The sequence below is a fragment of the Rheinheimera sp. F8 genome, from assembly GCF_001518915.1.
On sequence record NZ_CP013656.1, the window covers coordinates 2,401,981 to 2,424,514 of the forward strand.

At 52.4% G+C, this 22,534-nt stretch carries 19 protein-coding genes; 7 read left to right on the plus strand and 12 right to left on the minus strand.

Going from position 1 to position 22,534, the window contains the following annotated elements; translation table 11 throughout:
• Positions 1-2: 2 nt before the first annotated feature.
• The 5 genes from holA to ATY27_RS10765 form a co-directional block, all read right to left on the minus strand.
• Complete coding sequence (holA, locus tag ATY27_RS10745; protein WP_208930653.1) at positions 3-1,043, minus strand: DNA polymerase III subunit delta; 1,041 nt, start codon at positions 1,041-1,043, stop codon at positions 3-5.
• Between the two features lie 3 nt (positions 1,044-1,046).
• On the minus strand, positions 1,047-1,535 hold the full coding sequence (gene lptE, locus ATY27_RS10750; RefSeq protein ID WP_208930654.1) for an LPS assembly lipoprotein LptE: 489 nt from the start codon (positions 1,533-1,535) through the stop codon (positions 1,047-1,049).
• Positions 1,535-4,183: a leucine--tRNA ligase gene (leuS, locus tag ATY27_RS10755; RefSeq protein WP_208930655.1), complete on the minus strand. Its 2,649-nt coding sequence runs from the start codon at positions 4,181-4,183 to the stop codon at positions 1,535-1,537. The genes lptE and leuS overlap by 1 nt, the downstream gene beginning before the upstream one ends.
• Before the next feature lie 148 nt (positions 4,184-4,331).
• Complete coding sequence (locus tag ATY27_RS10760) at positions 4,332-5,504, minus strand: serine hydrolase (protein WP_244151265.1); 1,173 nt, start codon at positions 5,502-5,504, stop codon at positions 4,332-4,334.
• A gap of 142 nt (positions 5,505-5,646) precedes the next feature.
• Positions 5,647-8,520, minus strand: coding sequence for a TonB-dependent receptor (locus ATY27_RS10765; protein ID WP_208930656.1), 2,874 nt, complete (start codon positions 8,518-8,520; stop codon positions 5,647-5,649).
• Positions 8,521-8,846: 326 nt separating this feature from the next.
• Here ATY27_RS10765 and ATY27_RS10770 point away from each other — a divergent pair, with 326 nt between their 5' ends.
• The 5 genes from ATY27_RS10770 to ATY27_RS10790 all read left to right on the plus strand — a co-directional run bounded on the left by ATY27_RS10770 (position 8,847) and on the right by ATY27_RS10790 (position 13,483).
• On the plus strand, positions 8,847-9,308 hold the full coding sequence (locus tag ATY27_RS10770; protein WP_208930657.1) for a hypothetical protein: 462 nt from the start codon (positions 8,847-8,849) through the stop codon (positions 9,306-9,308).
• Between the two features lie 107 nt (positions 9,309-9,415).
• Positions 9,416-11,836, plus strand: a complete 2,421-nt coding sequence (locus ATY27_RS10775; protein ID WP_208930658.1) for an ATP-binding protein — start codon at positions 9,416-9,418, stop codon at positions 11,834-11,836.
• Between the two features lie 4 nt (positions 11,837-11,840).
• Positions 11,841-12,491: a DUF2959 domain-containing protein gene (locus tag ATY27_RS10780; protein WP_244151266.1), complete on the plus strand. Its 651-nt coding sequence runs from the start codon at positions 11,841-11,843 to the stop codon at positions 12,489-12,491.
• An 18-nt stretch (positions 12,492-12,509) separates the two neighbouring features.
• The gene (locus ATY27_RS10785; RefSeq protein ID WP_208930659.1) at positions 12,510-12,833 is read left to right on the plus strand and encodes a hypothetical protein; all 324 of its coding nucleotides are present in this window, start codon (positions 12,510-12,512) and stop codon (positions 12,831-12,833) included.
• A 119-nt stretch (positions 12,834-12,952) separates the two neighbouring features.
• Positions 12,953-13,483, plus strand: coding sequence for a cytochrome b (locus ATY27_RS10790; RefSeq protein ID WP_208930660.1), 531 nt, complete (start codon positions 12,953-12,955; stop codon positions 13,481-13,483).
• A gap of 64 nt (positions 13,484-13,547) precedes the next feature.
• Here the strand turns inward: ATY27_RS10790 and ATY27_RS10795 are convergent, their stop codons facing one another.
• From ATY27_RS10795 to miaB, 6 genes are all read right to left on the minus strand, one after another.
• Positions 13,548-14,096 carry a glycine zipper 2TM domain-containing protein gene (locus ATY27_RS10795; RefSeq protein WP_279614555.1) on the minus strand — a complete coding sequence of 183 codons (549 nt, stop codon included), beginning with the start codon at positions 14,094-14,096 and terminating at the stop codon, positions 13,548-13,550.
• Between the two features lie 133 nt (positions 14,097-14,229).
• The gene (lnt, locus tag ATY27_RS10800) at positions 14,230-15,894 is read right to left on the minus strand and encodes an apolipoprotein N-acyltransferase (protein ID WP_244151267.1); all 1,665 of its coding nucleotides are present in this window, start codon (positions 15,892-15,894) and stop codon (positions 14,230-14,232) included.
• A gap of 33 nt (positions 15,895-15,927) precedes the next feature.
• Positions 15,928-16,794 carry a transporter associated domain-containing protein gene (locus ATY27_RS10805; RefSeq protein ID WP_208930662.1) on the minus strand — a complete coding sequence of 289 codons (867 nt, stop codon included), beginning with the start codon at positions 16,792-16,794 and terminating at the stop codon, positions 15,928-15,930.
• A 21-nt stretch (positions 16,795-16,815) separates the two neighbouring features.
• Positions 16,816-17,271 carry an rRNA maturation RNase YbeY gene (gene ybeY / locus ATY27_RS10810; RefSeq protein ID WP_208930663.1) on the minus strand — a complete coding sequence of 152 codons (456 nt, stop codon included), beginning with the start codon at positions 17,269-17,271 and terminating at the stop codon, positions 16,816-16,818.
• The gene (locus ATY27_RS10815; protein WP_244151268.1) at positions 17,272-18,384 is read right to left on the minus strand and encodes a PhoH family protein; all 1,113 of its coding nucleotides are present in this window, start codon (positions 18,382-18,384) and stop codon (positions 17,272-17,274) included. It abuts the gene before it with no gap.
• 93 nt (positions 18,385-18,477) lie between these two features.
• Positions 18,478-19,914 carry a tRNA (N6-isopentenyl adenosine(37)-C2)-methylthiotransferase MiaB gene (gene miaB, locus ATY27_RS10820; protein WP_208930665.1) on the minus strand — a complete coding sequence of 479 codons (1,437 nt, stop codon included), beginning with the start codon at positions 19,912-19,914 and terminating at the stop codon, positions 18,478-18,480.
• Positions 19,915-20,119: 205 nt separating this feature from the next.
• On the opposite strand from miaB, the gene ATY27_RS10825 reads away from it, so the two are divergent.
• Complete coding sequence (locus tag ATY27_RS10825) at positions 20,120-20,527, plus strand: phosphate ABC transporter substrate-binding protein (protein ID WP_208930666.1); 408 nt, start codon at positions 20,120-20,122, stop codon at positions 20,525-20,527.
• A 318-nt stretch (positions 20,528-20,845) separates the two neighbouring features.
• Positions 20,846-21,661, plus strand: a complete 816-nt coding sequence (locus tag ATY27_RS10830) for a hypothetical protein (protein ID WP_208930667.1) — start codon at positions 20,846-20,848, stop codon at positions 21,659-21,661.
• A gap of 16 nt (positions 21,662-21,677) precedes the next feature.
• Here ATY27_RS10830 and ATY27_RS10835 read toward each other — a convergent pair whose 3' ends face one another.
• A complete protein-coding gene (locus ATY27_RS10835) occupies positions 21,678-22,532 on the minus strand; it encodes a DMT family transporter (RefSeq protein ID WP_208930668.1) in 855 nt (284 codons plus the stop codon).
• Positions 22,533-22,534 lie beyond the last annotated feature (2 nt).

Below are 22,534 nucleotides of genomic sequence, written 5' to 3' on the forward strand. Positions count from 1 at the left end.
TCTTAGTCCCCGGCAACCAGTTGCTGCAGCGAAAAAACTTTGGGCACCGGTTTGATAAACAGCGTTACCAGGTGCGCCAGCGCGGTTTCGGTGTGGGTCAACTGACCGGATTTAAAACCGCGGTCAAAAGTCTGTAGTTCCTGCAGTAAAAAATGCAGCCAGTTCGCTGACAATCGCAGCAGTGCCTGCTGGTAAAGCGGCTGGCGCTTCGGCCAGATACCATATTTTTTATACTGTTCGTCACCGACCTGACCTGCCTGTTGCAGCGCCAGTAAAGTTGTGGCTTCTTTTTGCAGCTGCCAGGCGATAATCACCGGCTCGGTATCCTGCTGTAGCAGCCGATCCAGCCGATGTAAGGCTTCTTCGCCCTGGCCCGCCAGCAGCGCGTCAACCAGCTGGAACACAGTAAAATGCGATTGGTCAGCCAGATATTGTTGTAAAAAGGCGCCATCGAGCCATTGGCCCTGAGCCGTCAGCGCCAGTTTTTCCAGCTCCTGCCGTGCCGCCAGTAAGTTGCCGGCAGCATGGTGTTGCAATAATTGCAGTGCGTCAGTTTGCAGCTTCAGGCCAAGTTGCTGCGCTCGCTCTTTCAGCCAGCGCATAAACTGATGGTCGTCCAGCGGGTAAAACTGCACCTGCACACCTTGTTCTGACAAGGTCTTAAACCAGCTGGTTTTACTGAATTCACCGCTGTTTCGCGCGCCGTGCAACACCAGACAAATGTCCGGATGCAGCATCGCCGGGATTTTTTTCAGCTGGTCTTGTTGTGCCGGCGTGATTTTACTGGTGCCGAGATCCAGCTCAATCAGCTTGCGATCGGAGAACAGCGACAGACTGTTAAATTCACCGAACAGACTGTCCCAGTCTAATTGGGCTTCCAATAAATAACTTTGCCGCTCGGTAAAACCCTTAGATTTGGCCGCCACGCGGATCTCATCAAGGCTTTCCAGTTTTTGCAGCGGTTCTTCACCAAATACCAGATAAATGGTGGCCAGCTGTTTTTTTAAGCTGGCCGCCAGTTGATTGGCATAGAGTTTCAGCATGGCTTACAGCCGGCCGAACTGACGGATAATGCGGGCGACCGCCTGCGAGCGCAGCTCGGTCAGCATCAGGTCCAGTTCTTTTGATTTTGCCAGCGCGCGGGACGGGTCGTCCTGATAATCGCGGTACAGCTCAATCTGATATGGCCGTGGCTCTTGCCCCGGCAATACCAGCTGATAATTCACTTTGTAAATCAGTTCATATTCCGCCACCTGGCCGTTTGGGAACAACGACAAAGTACGGCGCTGCAGACTGTCAGAATCCAGCACAAAAATGGCGGCGCCGGCGTCTGAACTGTCGAGCAATTTGACCTGATTACGTTCCAGTTGCAAACCCAATTGCTGCAGCAGTTCGGAATGCTTATCGCCTTGCAGGTACACCGCCGGATATTTTTCCAAAGGTAATGAACCGCGTAACTGAAATCCGCAGCTGCTGAGCAACAGACTCAGCAGCAGCGGCAGCAGCACCTGTACAGACAGACGCCAGCCGCGCATCAGCCGACCACCAGGCTCAGCAGTTTACCTGGTACATAGACGACTTTTTTCAGTTCAACGCCCTCTAAGTACTTCTGAACTATGTCTTCGGCCATCGCCAGTGCCAACACGTCGTCTTGTGTCGCATCAAGCGCCACTGTGACTTTGCTGCGCACTTTGCCGTTGATCTGTACCACTACCAGCTTAGCGTCTTCCACCAGCGCGGATTCATCCAGCAGCGGCCAGCCGCTCTGTTCCAGCTCAGTGCTATGGCCCAGTGTTTTCCACAGATATTGGGATAAATGCGGCGTGATTGGGTTCAGCAGCTGCAATACGGCAATGATGGCTTCAGCCAACACGGCTTTATCCTGCGCGGTCTCAGTTGCGGCTTTTTGCAGCTTGTTCATCAGCTCCATAATGGCGGCAACTGCGGTGTTAAAGGTATAACGCCGGCCGAGGTCGTCGGTCACTTTGGCAATGGTTTTATGCAGTTCACGGCGCAGCGCTTTCTGGTCGGCATTTAATGCTGCTTTATCCAGCGCGGCGAGTTGTGTGTCAATCGGGCCAAAAGCGTTAAATTCATTGACCAGCGTCCAGACGCGGCGCAGGAAACGCATCGCACCTTCCACGGCAGAATCCTGCCATTCCAGCGTTTGTTCTGGCGGTGACGTGAACATCATAAACAGTCGTACTGTATCAGCGCCGTACTGGTCGATCACCGTTTGCGGGTCAATGCCGTTATTTTTTGACTTCGACATTTTGCTCATGCCAGCCGATTCAACTTTCTGACCGTCGGATTTCAGCACAGCACCGGTGATACGGCCTTTGTCGTCGCGTTCAACTGCGACATCTTGTGGCGAGAACCAGGTTTTGCTGCCGCCTTCGTTGTCGCGGTAGAAAGTTTCCGCCAGCACCATGCCCTGACACAGCAGGCGTTTGAATGGCTCATCCGATTGCACCAGGCCAACGTCACGCATCAGTTTGTGGAAAAAACGCGAGTACAGTAAGTGCAGAATGGCATGTTCAATGCCGCCGATGTACTGATCAACCGGCAGCCAGTAATTGGCTTTGGTCGGGTCCAACATCATATCGGTACTGTCCGGGCTGCAATAACGGGCGTAGTACCAGCTCGATTCCATAAAGGTGTCGAACGTATCTGTTTCGTGGAAAGCAGCTTTGCCGTTATAGCTGGTTTTGGCCCATTCCGGGTCAGCTTTGATAGGCGATTTCACGCCATCCATCACCACATCTTCCGGTAAACGCACTGGCAGTTGATCGGCAGGCACCGGCACTTGCGTGCCGTCTTCCAGCGTCAGTACCGGAATTGGCGCGCCCCAATAGCGCTGACGGGATACGCCCCAGTCGCGCAGCCGGTAATTGACTTTGACCTGACCGACGCCTTTCGCCACCAGCTTGTCAGAGATCGCTTTAAATGCAGCGCTGAATTCCAGCCCGTCAAACTCACCAGAGTTGATTAACACGCCTTTTTCGGTAAATGCCGCTTTGCTGAGATCCACCACAGATGTAGAACCTGCAGCCGGTGCAACCACTTGTTTGATCCGCAGGCCGTATTTGGTCGCGAATTCAAAATCACGCTGGTCATGGCCAGGCACCGCCATTACTGCGCCTGAGCCGTAATCCATCAGCACGAAGTTGGCGACAAAAATTGGCACTTGTTCGCCGGTCAGTGGGTGGACCGCGAAGAAACCGGTTGGATGACCTTTTTTCTCCATGGTGGCCATGTCGGCTTCAGCAACTTTATTGCCTTTGCAGTCTTCAATAAAGGCCGCCAGCTTGTCGTCAAGCTTTGCTGCTTTTTGCGCCAGCGGGTGTTGTGGCGCAATAGCGACATAAGTGACGCCGAATAACGTATCCGGGCGCGTCGTGTAAATGGTGAAATCGTAGCTGGAACCGCCGAGGCTGAACTTGATTTCGACGCCTTCAGAGCGGCCGATCCAGTTGCGTTGCATGGTTTTGACCTGCTCTGGCCATTCGTCCAGCTGGTCTAGGTCATTGAGTAATTCTTCGGCATAGTCGGTGATTTTGATAAACCACTGCGCCAGCTCGCGTTGTTCTACTAACGCGCCTGAGCGCCAGCCGCGACCGTCAATGACCTGCTCGTTCGCCAGTACACACTGATCAACCGGGTCCCAGTTGACGGTAGCCATTTTTTTGTAGACCAGACCTTTTTCAAACAGCTTGGTGAAGAACCATTGTTCCCATTTGTAATATTCTGGTTTGCAGGTGGCGATTTCGCGGTCCCAGTCATAACCAAAACCGAGGCGTTTTAACTGGTTTTTCATGTACTCGATGTTGGCGTAGGTCCACTTGGCCGGCGCGGTTTTGTTAGCAATCGCGGCGTTTTCTGCCGGCAGACCAAACGCATCCCAGCCCATTGGCTGCATGACGTTTTTACCCTGCATGCGCTGGAAGCGGCTGATCACATCACCGATGGTGTAGTTACGCACGTGGCCCATGTGCAAACGGCCACTTGGATAAGGAAACATCGACAGGCAGTAGTATTTTTCTTTGCTTGGGTCTTCGGTCACTTTAAAGGCGTTTGAGCTCGCCCAGTGCTGTTGTAACGCGGTTTCAATCAGGCGCGGTTCGTATGGCGCTGCAACGGCTTGCGCTGAAGGGGCCTGAGTGCTGTTTTCTGGTGCTTGCATGCAAAGGATCTCAACAGATAAATATCACGGGGGATATGGGCAAAAAATAAAAACTATTACCGTTAGGATAACGCATTCAGGCCAGTGGCAACAACTGCCACGATGGCCTGACAGCGGCTTCTTGCTGCCATATAGCAGCTGAATCGGCTTAATTTGCCGCAGGCAGCGCCGCCAGTACTTTGCCGACCAGCTGATTGAGCTCGGGGCCATTGCCAATCCAGCGGGTGACAATCAGCAGATCATGTTCTTTATCGAGATAAATCACATTACGGCCGGCGCCTTCAAAGGTCACCGCAGAGGTGGGGGCACTCGGCAGGGCTTTTTGATCGGTATTTAAAAACCAGTTGGCAAAACCATATTGTGGGTTAGCCGGGCCACCCGTGCGAGCTTGCTGAATAAACTGCTGGCTGACCAGTTGCTGGCCATTCCAGTTACCGTCACGCAAAAACAGATAACCAAAACGGGCCAAATCCCAGGCATTGATAAACATACCGCCGCCCCAGTGACCGCCACCGGACACTGACTGCATGTTCTGACCATCAAGCTCTAGCCAGCTATTGTCATAGCCAACCCAGCGCCAGGTCGACGATGCGCCAATCGGCTGCATAATCCGTTCGTGTAACACCTGCGGCAGTGGTTTGCGCCAGACATATAAAGTGGACAGCGCCAACAGATTCATCCGCACGTCGTTGTATTTGTAAAAACTGCCGGGGGTGCGCAGTGGGCGCTGTGGCCAGTCGGCCGGTGTTTTGCCTTCCGGCCGGTCGGCCCAGTCCGGTTTACCCCACAAGGTGCCTTGCCAGTCACTGCTCTGACGTAATAAATGCTCCCAGCGGATCTGACTGTTATGCGCGCCCTGATACAAATCCACACCCGGTGGCATATAAGCTGCGACTTTATCGTTTAGGTTGTGGATCAGGCCCTGTTGCAGCGCAAGACCAGTCACAGTGGTTAAAAAAGTTTTGGTAATGCTGTGCGTCATATCAACTTTGTCGACATCACCCCAGCGCGCCACGACTTTGCCCTGATACACAATCAGGCCATTAGCGCCGGCCCGCACACTCATAGGCCCGATGATTTGATCATAAGGCTCGCGCGCACCAAAAGTGGTGGCCTGCACTATGGCTTGATCTTTGGGAGCTTTGTTTTCGCTGGCGATTGCATAATCGACCGCCTGTTGCAGCCGCTGTGGATTAAGCTGCAGGCTCTGTGGTGTGGCTTCGGCCCACTGGCCGGCCGGCGGGAAATACAGCGTGGCCATTGACGGGATAGAGATCACAAACAGCACAGCACATAAGCGACGAATAGCATGGCAGGTCAATTGCTGCACTCCTGATGCAAATCAGCAGCATGTCGGCGGAATTGGCGACAGGCAACCGGGCTGCGACCAATGCAGGTAAATCGCGGGCGAAAAAAAGGAGAGGCAAGCTCTCCTTTGGTTATGGACTAAATCCGGGTAGGGATTAGAACTTGTAGTTCACACCCAGCGTCAGACGACGACCCAGAATGTCGTAGTGCTCACCCGAGTTATAAGTATTCGGGTTGCGCACCGGTTGACGGTCCGCCAGATTCAGCACGCCAGCGCGTAATTGCAGCTCTGGGGTCAGGTTATATTTACCGGTTAAGTCCCAGGCAATATAAGAGCCGATATCGTTGTAGTTGTTCACTTCCGGTGTCCAGGCGTTACGATCCCAGACTGAACTGTGGATATAGGTTGCGCCTAATGCCAGCGACAGGTCGTCATAGCTGTAGTTGGCGTTAAAACGGCCTTTCCAGCGGAACGTGTCGTAGCTGCCGGCATACTTGCGGTTATCACCGGCCCGGCCTGTGGTGTTTTGGTTCCAATAATCGGTGTAAGTTGCAATCAAACGCAGGTCCAGGTTGCCGTAGTTGCCGAGATCAAACTTATAGTTGGTTTCGATATCGTAACCTGCCAGTTCGGCAGACGCAGAGTTCACCGGCTTCACGAAGTAGTTGGTGATATCACGTGTCACTGTATCGCGGGTGAACAGTGAGCAATACGGGTTATCCAGGCTGTCCAGCTGATAGCAGAAGTTCACCACGTTTTGGGCGGTGTGGCTTTCGATCATATCCGCGATCTTAAAGCTCCAGTAATCCACGGTCAGGCTGAAACCATCCAGGTATGACGGTGTATAGATGAAGCCGGCTGTGATGTCGTAAGCGCGCTCGCTGTTCAGATCGGTGTTACCGATGATAAAGCCAGGTTTATTGCCGCCATTGACCCATGCTGGTGTTGGCGACCAGCCTTGTGGCATACCATCAGCGCGACAGTTTTTCTCGACGTTGGCTTTGTACACACCGGCGCTGTCGATGCGCAGTTGCTGGCATGGATCCACCAGCGTACTGTAGGTCTGGCCCGGCGGGTTATACAGTTCACCAATGTTGGGTGCCCGGACGGATTTCGACCGGTTCAGCCGCAGTTTCAGGTCATCGTTGATGGTGTAGTTCAGACTGATTTTCCAGGCATTTTCACCGCCAGTGGTGCTGTAATCCATCGCGCGGACTGCAGTTTCCAGCGTCAGGTCTTTGACATAAGCCAGGTCAGCCAGTAACGGCACGGAGAATTCGGCAGAGGCTTCGCGCACAGAGAACTCACCGGATAAAGGCGAGGACTGGTTGTTAAATAACGCGCCTGAACGCATTGCCGGATCTGGCAACGATGATGAACGCTCTTTGCGGTATTCCACACTGAAAGCCGAGCCAACAATACCGGCCGGCAATTCATAGATATCACCGGTCAGGGTGAAACCGGCAACATCCTGATCCAATGTGGCATCACGCATTGCATCGGTGCGGATCCAATCCAATGCAGACTGAGAAGCCATGCCGGAGCCGTAAATGTTCAGCGGCACACAGCCTTGGGCACGGGCGGTCACGTCTTTACAGACAATATTGCCGTTGGCATCACGGGTGGCCTGGATCGCGGCATAAAAGCGGTCTTCCAGCATTTCACCAAACCATTTTGAATTGGCATCGACATGGCCTTTCTGGGCATATGCTTCGTAGCCCCAGGTATCCGTCAACACACCTTCCAGGCCAATAGCCGCACGGGCCAGAGTACGGTTCTGGTCGTATTTACGGTTACCGAAAATATCCGCCAGATAGGTATTCTGGATTTGTGAAGTGACTTTGTTGTCGGCAAAAAACTTGCGCGCGCTGTCAGTCAGCATTGGGTTCAGCGGGTCGATACCGTTAGCACCGCTTAATACAAAAAATGCCGGAGAGCTTTCGCCAAAGGCTTTTGTATTCGAATATGTGGATTCAAAGGTAAAACGGTGGTCATCGTTAATCTGATAACCATAATTCATATTCAGGTTCAGACGTTCCAGCGGGGTGCGCAGGTAAGTGTGGTCCAGCGTGTTGTAACCATCGCCCGGCGCACCGTCCGCAGATAAATAACGGCTGTTGTTGGCGCTGCCTGTAACGAACGGATAAGCCGTGCCGCCATTCATATCAAATGGACGTACTGAACCGTCATTGGCAAACACATAATTCTTACCGCCGACTGCGAAAGTACCGGTTTTGCCATAGTTGATCAGAATTGGATTACCGGTTTTTTCCCAGACAATACGGCCAGGAATACCGTCAGTGCCGGTTTTGTTATCCGGGTTGTCGATCATGATCAGACCATCGCGGACAAAATCACGCTGACTGCCGCGGATCTGTGACTGCTCTGCGTACGTCAGGTTAGCGATAAAATCGGATTTTCCTTCGCTGTTGCCAAAAGTCAGGCTGTAAAAATCTTCTTCACCGCCACTTTGTGACGGCCGGCTGGTCGCTGCATCGACTTCAAAGCCGTTAAATGATTTTTTCGTGATGATGTTCACTACACCTGCCACGGCGTCAGAGCCGTACACGGCGGAAGCACCGCCGGTGGACACTTCGATGCGTTCGATCATCGCCGTTGGAATGTTGTTTAAATCGACTGCGCTGTTGCCCGGGTTAGAACCAACAAAACGGCGGCCATTTACCAGCACCAGCGTGCGGTTAGTACCAAGACCGCGTAATGCTGTGTTGTTCAGACCGGAAGCGAAAATTGTGCCGTTGGTGGTTTCTGGTGACAGTCCGGTAACAGCATTTGGCATGTCATTGAGCAGTTCACCGACGTTGGTGACACCCGCATCAACGATAGAATCACCAGTGATCACGGTCACTGGCGTAGGCGATAATTCACCGATCCGTTTGATTTTTGAACCCGTCACTTCAATCCGTTCGACTTTGTCGTCGGTCTGGGTTTGTTGCGCCTGCGCCTGGCTGACCAGACCCAAACTCAGGGCGATTTGTACGGCAATCGCCAGCTTATTATTTTTGTACATCCTGGATATCCTCTAATTGGCTTGTGTACTGCAGCCCCCGGTTCGTCATGATCGCAGGGAGAAGTTGTTTTCATAAAATAGGTACTAGGGGCCGCAGCGGCGACAACCTAGACAGTTGATGAATCGGGAACAACAAAATTGCGGTGATTTCACAGAAAAATCATAATGAACGACAAAATCGGTACAATTAATATACAGGGCTGGCCCGGCACTGATTGCAATGGGGGCCGGCATTGATCTGGGGCTGTGTGTGCTGATGTTGTGCGGATGTCCTGACCGCAGCCAGCTATACTCGGCTTACAACGGGTCTGTGGTACGAGGTGAAGATGGCTGATTTAATGCAAAAATACCGGCACTGGCTGCAGCAACTTGATCAGATGCTGCAGCGACAGCCGCCTGGCGTTGATCCGACGCTGAAACCGGCGCTGCAGCTGGCCGACACCATCAGTGCTTATGTCAAAGCCGGCCGGGAGCTGACCGCCTACGAGACCCAGCTTTTTATCGAAACTTTTTTTCATCAGCAACAACAGCCGCAGCCGCCGTCGATCTGGCCGGAAACCTTGTGGCAGCTGCTGGCCCAGGTCACTGATAAAACCCAGGTGGAATGGCAGGAACTGGAGCAGGATCTGTCGCATCAGGGGTTGTATCTGCAGGGCGAACCGGTCGGGATGGGGCTGTATGTTTGTCGTGTATGCAACGAAGTGTTGCATTACAACCATCCAGCGGAACTGATCCCTTGTCAGGCTTGCGGCGGTGGGCACTTTTTGCGTCGTGGCCTGCCGGTCTGATCTTTTCCTGTGGTGCCAAAGAGATCTGGTGCCACAGCACAGATATGTTTTCGGCATGCTACTGATTTTGTTAGTATGCCGGTATATCCCTGTAAGGAATCTACGGCATGACGCAAATTGCAGTAACCAAAGCTGCCGACGCTAAACTTCAGCTGCTCGCCCTTAGTGCGGCGCAGCTATCCCCGCAACTGGACGACGCCCAGATCAAAGATGCATTAGACGTGGCGGGATACAGCAGCACCTTTATCGGTCAGGACCGTGCCAAGGCCGCGCTGGGTTTTGCTATCGGCATGGATATGCCGGGCTATAACCTGTATGTGATGGGCGAACCGGCCTTGGGCCGTTTCACATTGGTGCAGGATATTCTGCAGCAGGCGGCCAGTGAAAAAGAAACGCCGGATGACTGGTGTTATCTGAATAATTTTGACGACGAACGCACACCGCAAACACTGCGCCTGTTGCCGGGTGAAGGCCGCGTGCTGGTGAAAAAACTCGAAGCGCTGATCGACGAACTGCTCGACACCTTCCCGGCCGCCTTTGATAACCCGGGTTATCAACGGCGCAAAAAAGCCATCCATGCCGCTTTTGACAATAAATACGAAGCTGCCATCGCGCTGGTGGAACGTAAAGCACTGGAAAAACAGGTGGTGCTGTACGAAGAAAACGGCGCCGTTAGTTTTTCACCAATGATCGACGGCAAACCGCTGGACGATGCTGAATTTGCCAATCTGGCCGATGATAAACGGCAGTTTTTTTACGAACTGGTCAGCGAGCTGGAAACCATTCTGAACGAGCAGCTGCTGGAATTGCCGCAGTGGAAACGTGAGTTATCGGAAAATCTGCGTACGCTGCGCCGCGAAACGATCGAACAGGCGATCAAACCGCTGTTAAAGCAGCTGGAACACGACTATGTCACTGAGCTGGGTATTTTGCGTTACTTACGCGAAATGCGGCCGGAACTGGTGAAAGCGGTGCTGGAATTGTTGCCGGAAGAGCTGGAGAGCGACAAAGCCGAAGAGCTGGATATCCGCAGCTTTTTTATCAACGACTTTGTACCCAATGTGCTGGTGCATCACGAATCGATGTCCGGCGCGCCTATTGTGTTTGAAGCCAACCCCAGTTACGGCAATTTGTTTGGCCGGGTTGAATACAGCTCGGCGCAGGGGTCTTTGTACACCAATTACCGCATGATCCGCGCCGGCGCTTTGCATAAAGCCAACGGCGGTTACCTGATCCTGGACGCAGACCGGCTGCTGACGCAACCCGCAGTGTGGGACGCGCTGAAACTGGCACTGAAATCCGGCGAGATTGTTATCGATACCTTGAGTGAACACGCGGTTACTAACTCGACCATTATCACACCCAAAGCCATTCCGCTTAGCGTCAAAGTGGTGCTGCTCGGCTCGCGCGATTTGTATTATCTGGTGCAGGACGTTGACGATGAATTTAACGAATTGTTCCGCGTGCTGGCCGATTTTGAAAGTTATCTGCCGCTTAATGATCAAACCATTAAATATATGTCGCTGCAGCTGCAGGATCAGATCCAGCAGCTGGAAGCAGGCCCGCTGACGGTCTGTGGTCTGAAGCAATTGTTGTTATTCAGTTTCCGCCAGGCCGAACATCAGCGCAAACTATCGGCGCGCTTTGCCGACGTGCTGGAACTGGTGCGCGAAGCCTGTTATTACGCCAATCAGCAAGGCGATGCCGAGCTGACCGGCGCCCATGTGCAGCAGGCCTTAGCCGGCAAACAATACCGCACCGGCCGCATCAGCGAGTCATTTTTGGAAGATATTCAGGAAGGCCAGATCCTGATTGATTCCGACGGCTGGGCCGTTGGTAAAATCAACGGCCTGACAGTGCTCGAAATTGGCGACACTGCCTTTGGTACGCCGGCACGGATCAGTGCCACTGTCTATCCGGGTTCAAATGGTGTGATCGACATCGAGCGGGAAGTCGAACTCGGTAAAGCCATCCATTCCAAAGGTGTGATGTTGCTGACCGGTTATCTCGGCGCCAAATATGCGCAGCAATTCCCGCTGACGCTGTCCGCCAATATTGCGATGGAACAATCTTACGGCCTGATTGACGGCGACAGTGCGTCGCTGGCGGAAGTGCTGGCGCTGATCTCGGCGATCTCCGGCATGCCACTGCGGCAGGATCTGGCGATCACCGGCTCGATCAACCAACATGGTCAGGTCCAGGCCATTGGCGGCGTGAACGAAAAAATTGAAGGTTTCTTTAAGCTGTGTCAGTCGCGTGGCCTGACCGGCCGGCAGGGCGTGGTGATCCCGGCCAGCAATCTGCTGCATTTGGTGCTGCATCAGGATGTGATCAATGCGGTTGAAGCCGGCTTGTTTAGCATTTACACGGTGCGCACTGTGGATGAAGCGCTGGAGCTGTTAACCGGTCTGACCGCCGGCGAGCGTAATGCCAAAGGCCAGTATGCGAAAAAAACCTTAAACGCACTGACGATGCAAAAACTTGCTGCCATTGCTGAATTGGTCAATGGCGGCGCTGAGGAAAATTAAATTGATGAAAAAAATGGGATGGCTGGCGCTAATGCTGGCGACATTGTTGGCGCAGGGGGGCTGCTCGACGGCTTATTATGCGGCGATGGAAAAGGTGGGTATTCATAAACGTGACATCCTGATCGACCGGGTTGAAGAAGCGCGGGATGCGCAGATTGCCGGTCAGCAGGAATTTAAAGATGCGTTGGATCAGCTGTCACAGTTGATCGGATTCCATGGCGGCGATCTGCAAGGCCGCTATGAAGCGCTGAACAGCCAGTATGAAGACAGTAAAAAAGCGGCGGCGGACGTCAGTAGCCGCATCAATAAAGTCGAGCTGGTGGCGTTTGACCTGTTTAACGAATGGGATGATGAGTTAAAACAATACCAGAATAAAAAACTGCGGGCTGAGAGCAAACAAAAGCTGCTCGATACCAAACGTCAGTTTGATGCACTGGTTAAAGTCATGCGCCGCGCCGAGAGCAAAATGCCGCCGGTATTGCGGGTATTGCAGGATAATGTATTGTATTTAAAACATAATCTGAACGCGAAAGCGGTCGGGGCAATTTCCGGTGAATTCTCTGTGTTGCAACAGGATGTCGAGCAATTGGTGCAGGACATGAACCGGGCTATTGCCGACTCGAACCAGTTTATCGCAGCGATCAAACAGTCTTAACAGCACGAAGGAATGGGCATGACAAACAAACCTGTGGTGGTAGCGACTTACCGGCTGGAGCCTGGTTGTCTGGGGCCAGATGGCGCGCAATATATTACCGAGTTTTGTCAGTTTGCCCAGCCGCTGGTGAGTAGTCACACCCCGGCCTTTATGCAATGGGTGTTGACGCCACGATTTGATAAATCGTTACCTGAGTTAGAGTTTTCGCTGGCTGGTCGGGTGCTGACTGACAGTCAGGCCGAACGGCTGTGCAGCAGTTACCAGACAGACGCCGATACACTGGTCGAAGAGCTAAATCATCATCTGATGTTGTTAATTGACCAGTATTTTGGCCGCTGGTGACTAGCTGGTAACTCAGAGTTTCTTCAGCATTCGCTGTTATCTTTGCGGTACCGCAAGGTTTGTTGCGATCGCATACTGCATGCTGAGCGCAGATTATTATTTTGATACGGAGCCACCCGATGAGCACATCCCGTTATTCGTTTCCAACCATTGCTTTGCACTGGATCACTGTTCTGCTGATTATTGCCGTGTATTGCACCATGGAGTTTCGCAGTAATTTTGAACGCGGCAGTCCAGAACGTGAATTGATGAAGACCGTACACTATATGCTGGGACTCAGTGTATTGCTGTTGACTGTGGCGCGGCTCTGGTTTCGCAGCCGCCAGCCTTATCCGGCGATTGAACCTGTGCCGCCGGTGTGGCAGCACAAACTGGCGGCGCTGGTGCATCTGGCACTGTACGCGCTGTTAATTGGTTTACCATTGTTGGGTTGGCTGATTTTATCGGCCGAGGGCAAAGTGATCCCGTTTTGGGGGCTCGAATTACCGGCGTTGATCGCGCCGAATGAAGAGCTGGCCGGGACTTTTGAAGATTTACACGAATTGCTGGCGGATGCCGGTTACGCACTGATCGGTATCCATGCGCTGGCGGCGATTTACCACCACCATATTGTCAAAGACAACACCTTGGTGCGGATGAAACTGAAGTAAGAAAAAGCAGCGCTTTGGCCTTCAGGATTAATGGCCAGAGCGCTGCCGGGAACCCGGCTGAAGGTTACGAACTGACGGGTTCTACCGCCATCAGCTTGCCATCTTGCAATAACATCCGGCCTGATGGTTTCTGACTGACCTGCGTGGTCTTCAGCTCGCCATCATGCAGATAACGCACTTCATAGCCGATAGTTTTCTCGACGGTCTTTTGCACCGTTTTGCACACTTGTTGTTCCTGATAGCTCACATCTTTTTGCTGCATGTCTTCCTGGACTTGTTTGCCGGCATAACCACCGGCGGCAGCACCGGCAACCGTTGCCAGTTTTTTACCTGAACCACCACCGACCTGATTACCCAGTACACCACCAACCACTGCTCCTATCACAGTGCCGGCAATTTCATGCTGGTCCTGTACCGGTGCGGTCTTGGCGATTTTTTTAGTGGTGCATTGTTGTTGCGGTTCAGTGGAGGTTTCTGTCAGCGCTTTACTGCTGACGATTTCAACCCATTGTGGTTGATTGTTTTTGCTGCTGGTGTAGTTGGTGGCGACGGCGCCTAAGGCAGTAATAGCGGCTGCGCCTAACATAGAACCAACGATCATCATTTTACTCATAAAGATACTCCGAAAAGTCCGACTGACTTGGTGGACAGACTAACCGGCTGTAACTGTATTGTGGCTGAATGAAAAAAGGGACTACTAAATTAGTTGTCCCTTTAAGTGCAAGCATCTGCAGGTTAGACAAGTTTCAGAAATGTGGCTCAATCCGTTCTTTTGTTGGTGGTTCTGCTGGCGCATGCTCAGCCATTGGCTCGACCGGCGTGACACTCACAGGTTCAGCAGTGTTGGCTGGCGTGAACAACGCTGCAGGAGCCGTCTCTTTGCGCTGGCGCTGCCGCCACCACAGCATGGCGCAGGTCAGCAGGCAGAACGCGTATAGCGGCCAGTCACCAACCTGGCTATACAGCGTACGGCCCTGAGTCAATGGAACATCCAGCGTCAGCACGCCATCCTGAAATTGCGGCAGCTGTGCCAGCACCTGGCCATCGGCGCCAACGGCCGCGGTCACGCCGGTGTTCGTGGCACGCAGCAGAGGACGACCAAATTCAAGCGCCCGCATCCGGGCAATTTCCAGATGTTGCCAGGGGCCATGTGAATCACCAAACCAGGCGTCGTTGCTGACAGTTAACAAAAAATCGGTGTCATCGCTGAAATTGGCGCGGATCTGCCGTGGAAAAGCGATTTCAAAACAAAGTGCTGCCAGTAGCTGATAACCTTTGGCCTGCAGATTCGGCTGTTGCCATTCACCGCGGGCGAAGGAACTGTTTGGCAGGTCAAAAAATGGTGCCACGTCACGCAGGAAGCGTTCAAACGGCACAAATTCGCCAATCGGTAACAGGTGGTGTTTCTGGTAGCGGTTGCGCGTTTCGTAATGATAAATCTGGCCTTTCACGCCGGTATCACCGACCACAATCATGCCATTGTAGGCATCGCCATTGCGTTTCCAATCGAGGATCCCGGTGACCACCGCCGCTTTGTTTTCTGCAGCCAGCATATCAAGGTTAAACAAATAAGCCTGCGCTTCAGGTTCTACCTGCGGGATCGCCGCTTCCGGCCAAATCACCAGCCGCTCCGCCAGCTGCGGCCGGGTCAGCTGCATATATTTTTTCATCGTCGGCAGTTCCTGCTCTGGCGCCCAGCGCAGCTCCTGACGGATATTGCCCTGTACCAGCGCGACCGGCACTTGTGCGCCAGTTGTCTGCCAGCCTTTGAAGTGATTTGGCGCAGGGGCCAGCACCAGCAACATGACCGCAGCGGCTAACTGCCACTGCGCCACCCGGTTTGCTTGATAACGCCATAACAACGCAAAACTACCGGCGGCCAACAGCAGGATAAAGTTAATGCCGGTTTCGCCAACCAGCGGCGCATAACTGGCGAGCCAACCATCTGTTTGACTATAACCGAGTGATAACCACGGGAAGCCGGTAAAGAGCCAGGAGCGCAGGTTCTCGCTGAGCGTCCAGCAGACAGCTAACAACAATGGCCAGTAGTGCGACCGATTTGCGACCAAACGGGCCGCAGTATAGGCTGCGAGAGCAGGAAACAAGGACAAATAAGCAACCAGCAACGCCATAATACCAAGACTGGCAATCAGTGGCATACCGCCAAAAGTGGCGATGCTGACATGGACCCAACTGACGCCCAGGCCAAACCAGCCGAGACCATAACAATAGGCCAGCCAGGCAGCCTGACCTGGGGTCTGGCTCTGGCGTAAAGTGACTGCCAATATAGTTAGGGTCAACAGGGGCAGGGCGTGCCAGCTATATGGCGCAAATGCAAAAGTATTAAGTAGACCTGCGCATAGCAGCAGCAGGCTGAGCAGCCCGGTGCGGGCGGAAATTCTGAATTGCACTGAGTTCATCCTGCGGCACGGTCCGTGCCGCTATTATTCATCCTGGGCACTGTCAGTTTTGGGCTTAATGACCTGTAACTGCACCAAACGACGATTGTTCGCTTTGTTCACTTTAAAAGTCAGACCGCCGAGACTGATACTTTCACCCTTCACCGGCATATGACCAAAGGCATGTAGCACAATACCGCCAATGGTACTGGCTTCGTCCTCATCAAAACTGGTGGCAAAGGCTTCATTAAATTCATCGAGGGGCGTTAAAGCGCTGACCAAAAATACATGGCTGCCGAGCTTACGAATGTCGGAGCCTTCAATTTCATCGTGCTCATCTTCAATTTCACCGACGATTTGCTCCAGAATATCTTCGATAGTGATAAGGCCGGACACGCCGCCATATTCATCAACCACAATGGCCATATGGTAACGTTGCTGGCGGAAATCTTTCAGCAGCGCATCAACCCTTTTACTTTCCGGAATAATGACGGCCGGTCTTAAGATGTCGCGCAGCTGCCATTCAGTCTGCGGCTTTAGTGCATATTGCAGGATATCTTTAACAATCAGAATGCCTTCGATGTGGTCTTTATCTTCATTGACCACCGGGTAACGGCTGTGATTATTTTCCAATAAAATCGGCAGATATTCTTCCAGTGGCTGGTCGATATCAATAGTCGCCATCTGTGAGCGTGGCACCATGATATCGCGTGCCCGCATTTTGGAGATTGCCAGCACGCCTTGCAGCATGCCTTTGGTATCAGTGTCGATTAACGCGCGGGCATTGGCCTCGGTGATGATCGCTTGTAAATCGGACAGGTCTTGGGGTTCTGCAGTAAAAATCGCGGCAATGCGCTCTAACCAGGATTTTACGGCAGAACCGCGTCCCGAGTGTGGATTGTCGTCACTCATGACTTCAAATCAGCTCCATGTTCAGTCAATCAAATAGGGATTGGCAAAGCCAAGTTCCTGTAATATTTGGATCTCTTCCGCTTCCATTTCTTCGGCGTCAGCGTCATTTATATGGTCAAAGCCGAGCAAATGCAAGCTGCCATGTACCACCATATGCGCCCAATGTGCCTGCAGGGTTTTTTGTTGTTCCTGCGCTTCGCGCGCGACAACCTGAGCACAGATCACCAAATCACCCAGCAACGGTAACTCAATACCCGGTGGGCACTGAAATGGGAAACTCAGCACATTGGTCGGTTTGTCTTTTTCCCGATAATCAAAATTAAGCTGCTGGCTTTCGGTTTCATCTACGATGCGGATGGTCACTTCCGCGTCAGCCTGAAAAGGCGTAATCGCTGCTTCCAGTACCCGTTGCAGCTCCGCTTCAGTCGGTAAGTCTGTTGCCGTGCTGGCTTGCTGTAAATCCAGGATAATCGCCATTTAAACCTCTTTGCTGCGCCGGCGTACCGGTTTGGCCACAGGATCTGCCGTAGCGGCAAGCGCCTGCTGGGCGGCTTTTTCAACGATTTCAGCTTGTTCAGCAGCACGTGCCGCCGCTTTGGCATCGGCCACGGCTTTTTCGTGCGCTTCATAAGCGATCACAATCTTCTGCACCACTGGGTGGCGCACCACATCTTTGGCCTGGAAATAGTTGAAACTCAGTGCGTCGACTGCAGACAACACGTCGATAGCATGTTTCAGACCTGAATACTGACCGCGTGGTAAATCGATCTGGGTGACATCGCCGGTGATCACTGCTTTGGAATTAAAGCCAATCCGGGTTAAAAACATTTTCATTTGCTCGACCGTGGTGTTTTGGCTTTCGTCGAGAATGATAAAGGCATCACTTAAAGTGCGTCCGCGCATATAGGCCAGCGGTGCGATTTCGATCGTGCCGCGTTCGAGGTACTTTTCAACCTTTTCAAAGCCCAGCATATCAAACAGCGCGTCGTACAAAGGCCGTAAATACGGGTCGACTTTTTGCGCCAGATCACCAGGCAGGAAGCCGAGCTTTTCACCAGCTTCAACGGCAGGGCGGGTTAGCACAATACGGCGCACCTGCTGTTTTTCCAGTGCATCGACGGCACAGGCGACTGCCAGATAGGTTTTACCGGTGCCAGCCGGACCGATGCCAAAGGTCACGTCATGGGTCAGCACATTGGCGACATAACGGCTTTGATTGGCGTTGCGGCCTTTAATCAACCCTTTTTTGGTTTTGATGCTGACTTCGTTCTGCGCCGCATCCACACTGACCAGACTGCTTGGGTTTTCCACACTGCTCAGACTCAGATGGACCTGTTCCGGGCTCAATGGCTGTATTTTGCCATTGGCGGAGACAGTTTCCAGATACAGCGACTCCAGCAACTGACGCACCAGTGGTAGTTGCTCGGTCAGGCCAAGCAGGCGGAATTTTTCTTCGCGGTTTTGGATTTGTACGCGAAAACGCCGTTCAATCTGATGCAGGTGATCGTCAAAAGGGCCACATAACATCGCAAGACGCTGGTGGTCAGCGGGGGTAAAACTGAATTCTAGGCTGCTGATCGGGTTGTCCAAATGTCCTTCTCTCATCGCTGGATAAACAAAGTCCGGTATGGTGACCGGACTTGCTTATCAACACTACAGGCCTGCAGCAACTGCAGCTGGTGTTCAGGGTTGGTAAGTAGCGACGCCGAGTGCATCGGCGCTGCCTTCTGGCCGGTTTTGCCGGGCCATAATTTGTTGCGGGGAAATTTCCCGGCGCAGGTCCATCTCTGCTTCCGTTCTGATCACTACACCTTTGAGGGAATTGGTGAACACATCGGTGATCCGGACATCAACGAACTGCCCAATCATATCAGGCGTGCCTTCGAAATTCACCACCCGATTGTTCTCGGTGCGGCCGGTCAATTCCATCAGATCTTTTTTCGACGGACCTTCCACCAGAATACGCTGTTCAGTGCCCAACATGCCACGGGCGATTTGCAGTGATTGCTGGTTGATGCGGTCCTGCAGAATATAAAGACGCTGCTTTTTTTCGTCTTCCGACACATCATCCGGCAGGTCGGCCGCCGGCGTGCCTGGCCGCGCGCTGTAGATAAAGCTGAAACTCATATCAAAGCCGATGGCGCTGATAAGGTCCATGGTCTGGGCAAAATCTTCCGCCGTTTCACCAGGGAAACCGATGATAAAATCGGATGACATCGACAGATTGGGCCGGATTTTTTTCAGCTTACGGATCTGGGCTTTGTACTCAATCGCGGTATGGTTGCGTTTCATCAGCGTCAGGATCCGGTCAGATCCGCTTTGCACCGGTAAATGCAGATGGTCTACCAGTTCAGGAATATCGCGATAGACTTCAATAATATCGTCAGTAAATTCAACCGGATGCGACGTGGTGTAGCGAATACGGTCAATGCCGTCGATGGCGGCGACCAGGCGCAGTAATTCAGAAAAGTGACAAATCTGGCCATCGTGCGTTTCACCGCGATAAGCGTTGACGTTCTGCCCCAGCAGATTGACTTCCCGCACGCCTTGTTCGGCCAGCTGCGCGATCTCCAGCAGTACATCATCGAGCGGGCGGCTGACTTCTTCACCGCGGGTGTAAGGCACGACGCAGAACGTACAGTATTTTGAGCAGCCTTCCATAATGGATACAAAAGCGCTGGGACCTTCGGCTTTTGGTTCTGGCAGCCGGTCAAATTTTTCAATTTCCGGGAAAGAAACATCGACCACCGGAGAGCGGTCACCGCGGACGGCATTGATCATTTCTGGCAGGCGGTGCAAGGTTTGCGGACCAAACACGATGTCAACATAAGGCGCGCGTTCACGGATAGCGGCGCCTTCCTGCGAGGCGACACAGCCACCAACACCAATGATTAAATTCGGATTTTTCTTTTTCAGCGGACGCCAGCGGCCCAACTGATGAAACACTTTTTCCTGGGCTTTTTCGCGGATAGAGCAGGTGTTTAATAAAATAACATCCGCTTCTTCTGCTTCTTCAGTCAGGGTATAGCCATGAGTGGCATCCAGTAAGTCAGCCATTTTGGATGAATCGTATTCGTTCATCTGGCAGCCCCAGGTTTTAATGTGCAGCTTTTTGCTCATGGTCAGAATTTGCCTGTAAAAAAGTCGGACGGAAAAATGGCGCGTATTTTAACTGACACCCCGCACAAGTACCAGCCTTGTGCAGGTTATTCGGTGGCAGCCTTGGGCCAATCTGGCGAATTGGTAAAATTTTGCTTTCAGTTCAGTATGTTCAGAATACTGGTCTACACTTCAAAAAAGTTGTAAGGCAAGCGTGGAGCTTAAAATGAAGAAAATTCTTTGGGTGCCTTTGGCACTTCTCAGTGCATCCGTATTCGCCGAAGTTGCAGTTGTTGTACATCCGTCCAATGCCGCAGCGTTAAATCCTGAAGCCATAGCGCAAATTTACCTTGGACGCAGTAAAAGCTTTCCGGATGGCAAAGCTGCTTTACCGTTAGGTCAGGCAGAAGGCAGCAAAACCACAGAACAATTTAATCAGAAGGTGCTGAATAAATCCGGCAGCCAGATTAAAGCTTATTGGTCCAAGCTGGTATTTACCGGCAAAGGCACACCACCAAAAGAGATCAGTACCGATGCAGAAATGCTCGAACTGGTCAGTCAGAATCCGAGCGTCATAGGTTACGTCGACAAAGCATCTGTCACAGATAAGGTCAAAGTACTGGCCACTTTCTGAGCCGCAGGGCTAGCCTTTTATTAATGCCGGAGTAAATAACATGAATTGGCTGAATCCTAAGCAGCAGGCTTTGCCTTTGCTTGTGTGTACGTTGTTTGTCAACAATGGGTATGCGGCAGAGTTTAACTGGAGTGGTTTTATGACTCTGGCTGCCGGCAAAACGCTGAGTGGCTCGGTGCAGGGAAAAAATGAAATTGGTATAAATTGTCCTTGTATGATTTCCGATTTTTCCCAGTCGGGTGTCATTGACAGCAGCTGGGATTTTGCTGCCGACTCGAAATTGGGCTTGCAAGGCAATCTGCAGCTGTCTGACCAACTGTGGAATGGGTTTATGCCGGTTGGCAACTGGGCGACAATGATTTACTACAGGTTGGCCGAAAGCGCTTACCGTTATTTTATTACTCAGAACAACAGGATGTCAGCTTCACTTATCCGTGGGTGCACCTGCCACCGCAAACCTATGGTTGGGAAGCGGTCAATTACAACGGGATTAACTGGAATCATAGTTTTCAGGCCGGCGACTGGAGTGGGCTGGTCAATACTTTTGCTGGCAGCGAAACCCGCAAAGACAATGATTACATGAAAATTTATAACGGCATCGACAGTGAAACCGATACGCGCTGGCGCAAAATCATCGGCGCCGAAGTGCTGATGAACCGCGACTGGTTTGAAGGCCGCCTGATGCTGATGAAGTCCGATACGCAAAGCCGTTTAGTCAGTGACAACGAGGATTGGTCCACGCCTGCTGAACAAATGCTGTTTGGTGCATCTGGTTTGATTGATTATCAGGACTGGATCTTCAGTGCCGAGTTGTTTTTCTCCGACCGCACAGAGTCTTATGGCCGTGATTTGGCTTATACCCTGACAAGCGGCAAAAGGCTCGATGGCTGGGCCTGGTATTTGACACATGGTTTGTACCAGCAAAAAATCAATGTAATGAATCCGCTGGAACTGACCACAGAAGCGGACCAGGAGAAACACCGGTTATCCTCTGCTGTGGTGCGGTTTGACGTCAGCTCTGCTGCTGCTGTTAAAGTACAGCTGGACCACTGGCAGGATTGTGGTGGGCAGTGGTTTAAACAAACCTATGGCGATGCCAATGCGCTGAGTATCAGTTACGATCGCGTGTTCTGAGCAAGACCGGCAGCGTTCAGAACAAGCGCTGCCGGCTTGTGACATAACCGGCATAAAAGATAATCAGCACACCGGCAGACCAGGCCATTGACACCGGCTCCTGCCAGAACAAATAACCAAACAATCCGGCAAATACCACGCTGCTGTATGTCCACATCCCGATATCACTGGCGGGTGCTAAGGCATAAGCACGGGTCATTGCCATCTGTCCGGCAGCGGCCAATACCCCCATCCCGGCAAAGGCCCACCAGGCGATTGCCGGCAACGGATGCCAGTCAAATGGTACCGGGATAAAAGAAATAATGGCCGTCAGCAGCGAGAAATAAAACACGATGCGGGCGGCAGGTTCGGTATCCGACATATAACGGATGGTGGTTTTGGTTACCGCCACCAGCACCGCTGACAACAGTCCAATCGCCAGCATCAACCAATTGCCAGGGCCTTCACTGACTGGGATCGCAATAAAGACGCCGACAAAGCCCAAACCAATGGCAAACAACGTTAAGCGGCTTGGCCGTTCATTTAGCCAGAAGCGGGCAATAATGGGCACAACAAAAGGCGAGAGCAGCAAGACCAACATGGCCTGTGCTAAAGGTAATTGGCTGATCACATAGAAAAAACAGTACATGGAAATGATGCCGGTAGTGGCCCGGCTCAGATGTAAATACCAGCGGTCAGTTTTCAGTATTTGCATGCCTTGCAGGTAGATCCACGGCAGCATCACCAACAGCGCAAAAAAATTGCGGAAAAACACCACCTGCACCTGGCTGGCAGACTCACTGGTCAGTTTGACCAGCGCACCGATGCCGGCAAAGCAGGCTTCCGCCAATAACAATAAAGCCGCAGCCAGATAGAGTCGGGAAGGTGTCACAG

Excerpts from the sequence above, each read along its gene's own strand:
- ATY27_RS10795 (WP_279614555.1), bottom strand. The coding sequence starts at position 14,096 with ATGAGTAAAATGATGATCGTTGGTTCTATGTTAGGCGCAGCCGCTATT.
- ATY27_RS10825 (WP_208930666.1), top strand. The coding sequence starts at position 20,120 with ATGAAGAAAATTCTTTGGGTGCCTTTGGCACTTCTCAGTGCATCCGTA.
- ybeY (WP_208930663.1), bottom strand. The coding sequence starts at position 17,271 with ATGGCGATTATCCTGGATTTACAGCAAGCCAGCACGGCAACAGACTTA.
- ATY27_RS10780 (WP_244151266.1), top strand. The coding sequence starts at position 11,841 with ATGAAAAAAATGGGATGGCTGGCGCTAATGCTGGCGACATTGTTGGCG.
- lptE (WP_208930654.1), bottom strand. The coding sequence starts at position 1,535 with ATGCGCGGCTGGCGTCTGTCTGTACAGGTGCTGCTGCCGCTGCTGCTG.
- ATY27_RS10785 (WP_208930659.1), top strand. The coding sequence starts at position 12,510 with ATGACAAACAAACCTGTGGTGGTAGCGACTTACCGGCTGGAGCCTGGT.
- holA (WP_208930653.1), bottom strand. The coding sequence starts at position 1,043 with ATGCTGAAACTCTATGCCAATCAACTGGCGGCCAGCTTAAAAAAACAG.
- ATY27_RS10805 (WP_208930662.1), bottom strand. The coding sequence starts at position 16,794 with ATGAGTGACGACAATCCACACTCGGGACGCGGTTCTGCCGTAAAATCC.
- leuS (WP_208930655.1), bottom strand. The coding sequence starts at position 4,183 with ATGCAAGCACCAGAAAACAGCACTCAGGCCCCTTCAGCGCAAGCCGTT.
- ATY27_RS10765 (WP_208930656.1), bottom strand. The coding sequence starts at position 8,520 with ATGTACAAAAATAATAAGCTGGCGATTGCCGTACAAATCGCCCTGAGT.
- ATY27_RS10790 (WP_208930660.1), top strand. The coding sequence starts at position 12,953 with ATGAGCACATCCCGTTATTCGTTTCCAACCATTGCTTTGCACTGGATC.
- ATY27_RS10775 (WP_208930658.1), top strand. The coding sequence starts at position 9,416 with ATGACGCAAATTGCAGTAACCAAAGCTGCCGACGCTAAACTTCAGCTG.
- miaB (WP_208930665.1), bottom strand. The coding sequence starts at position 19,914 with ATGAGCAAAAAGCTGCACATTAAAACCTGGGGCTGCCAGATGAACGAA.
- ATY27_RS10770 (WP_208930657.1), top strand. The coding sequence starts at position 8,847 with ATGGCTGATTTAATGCAAAAATACCGGCACTGGCTGCAGCAACTTGAT.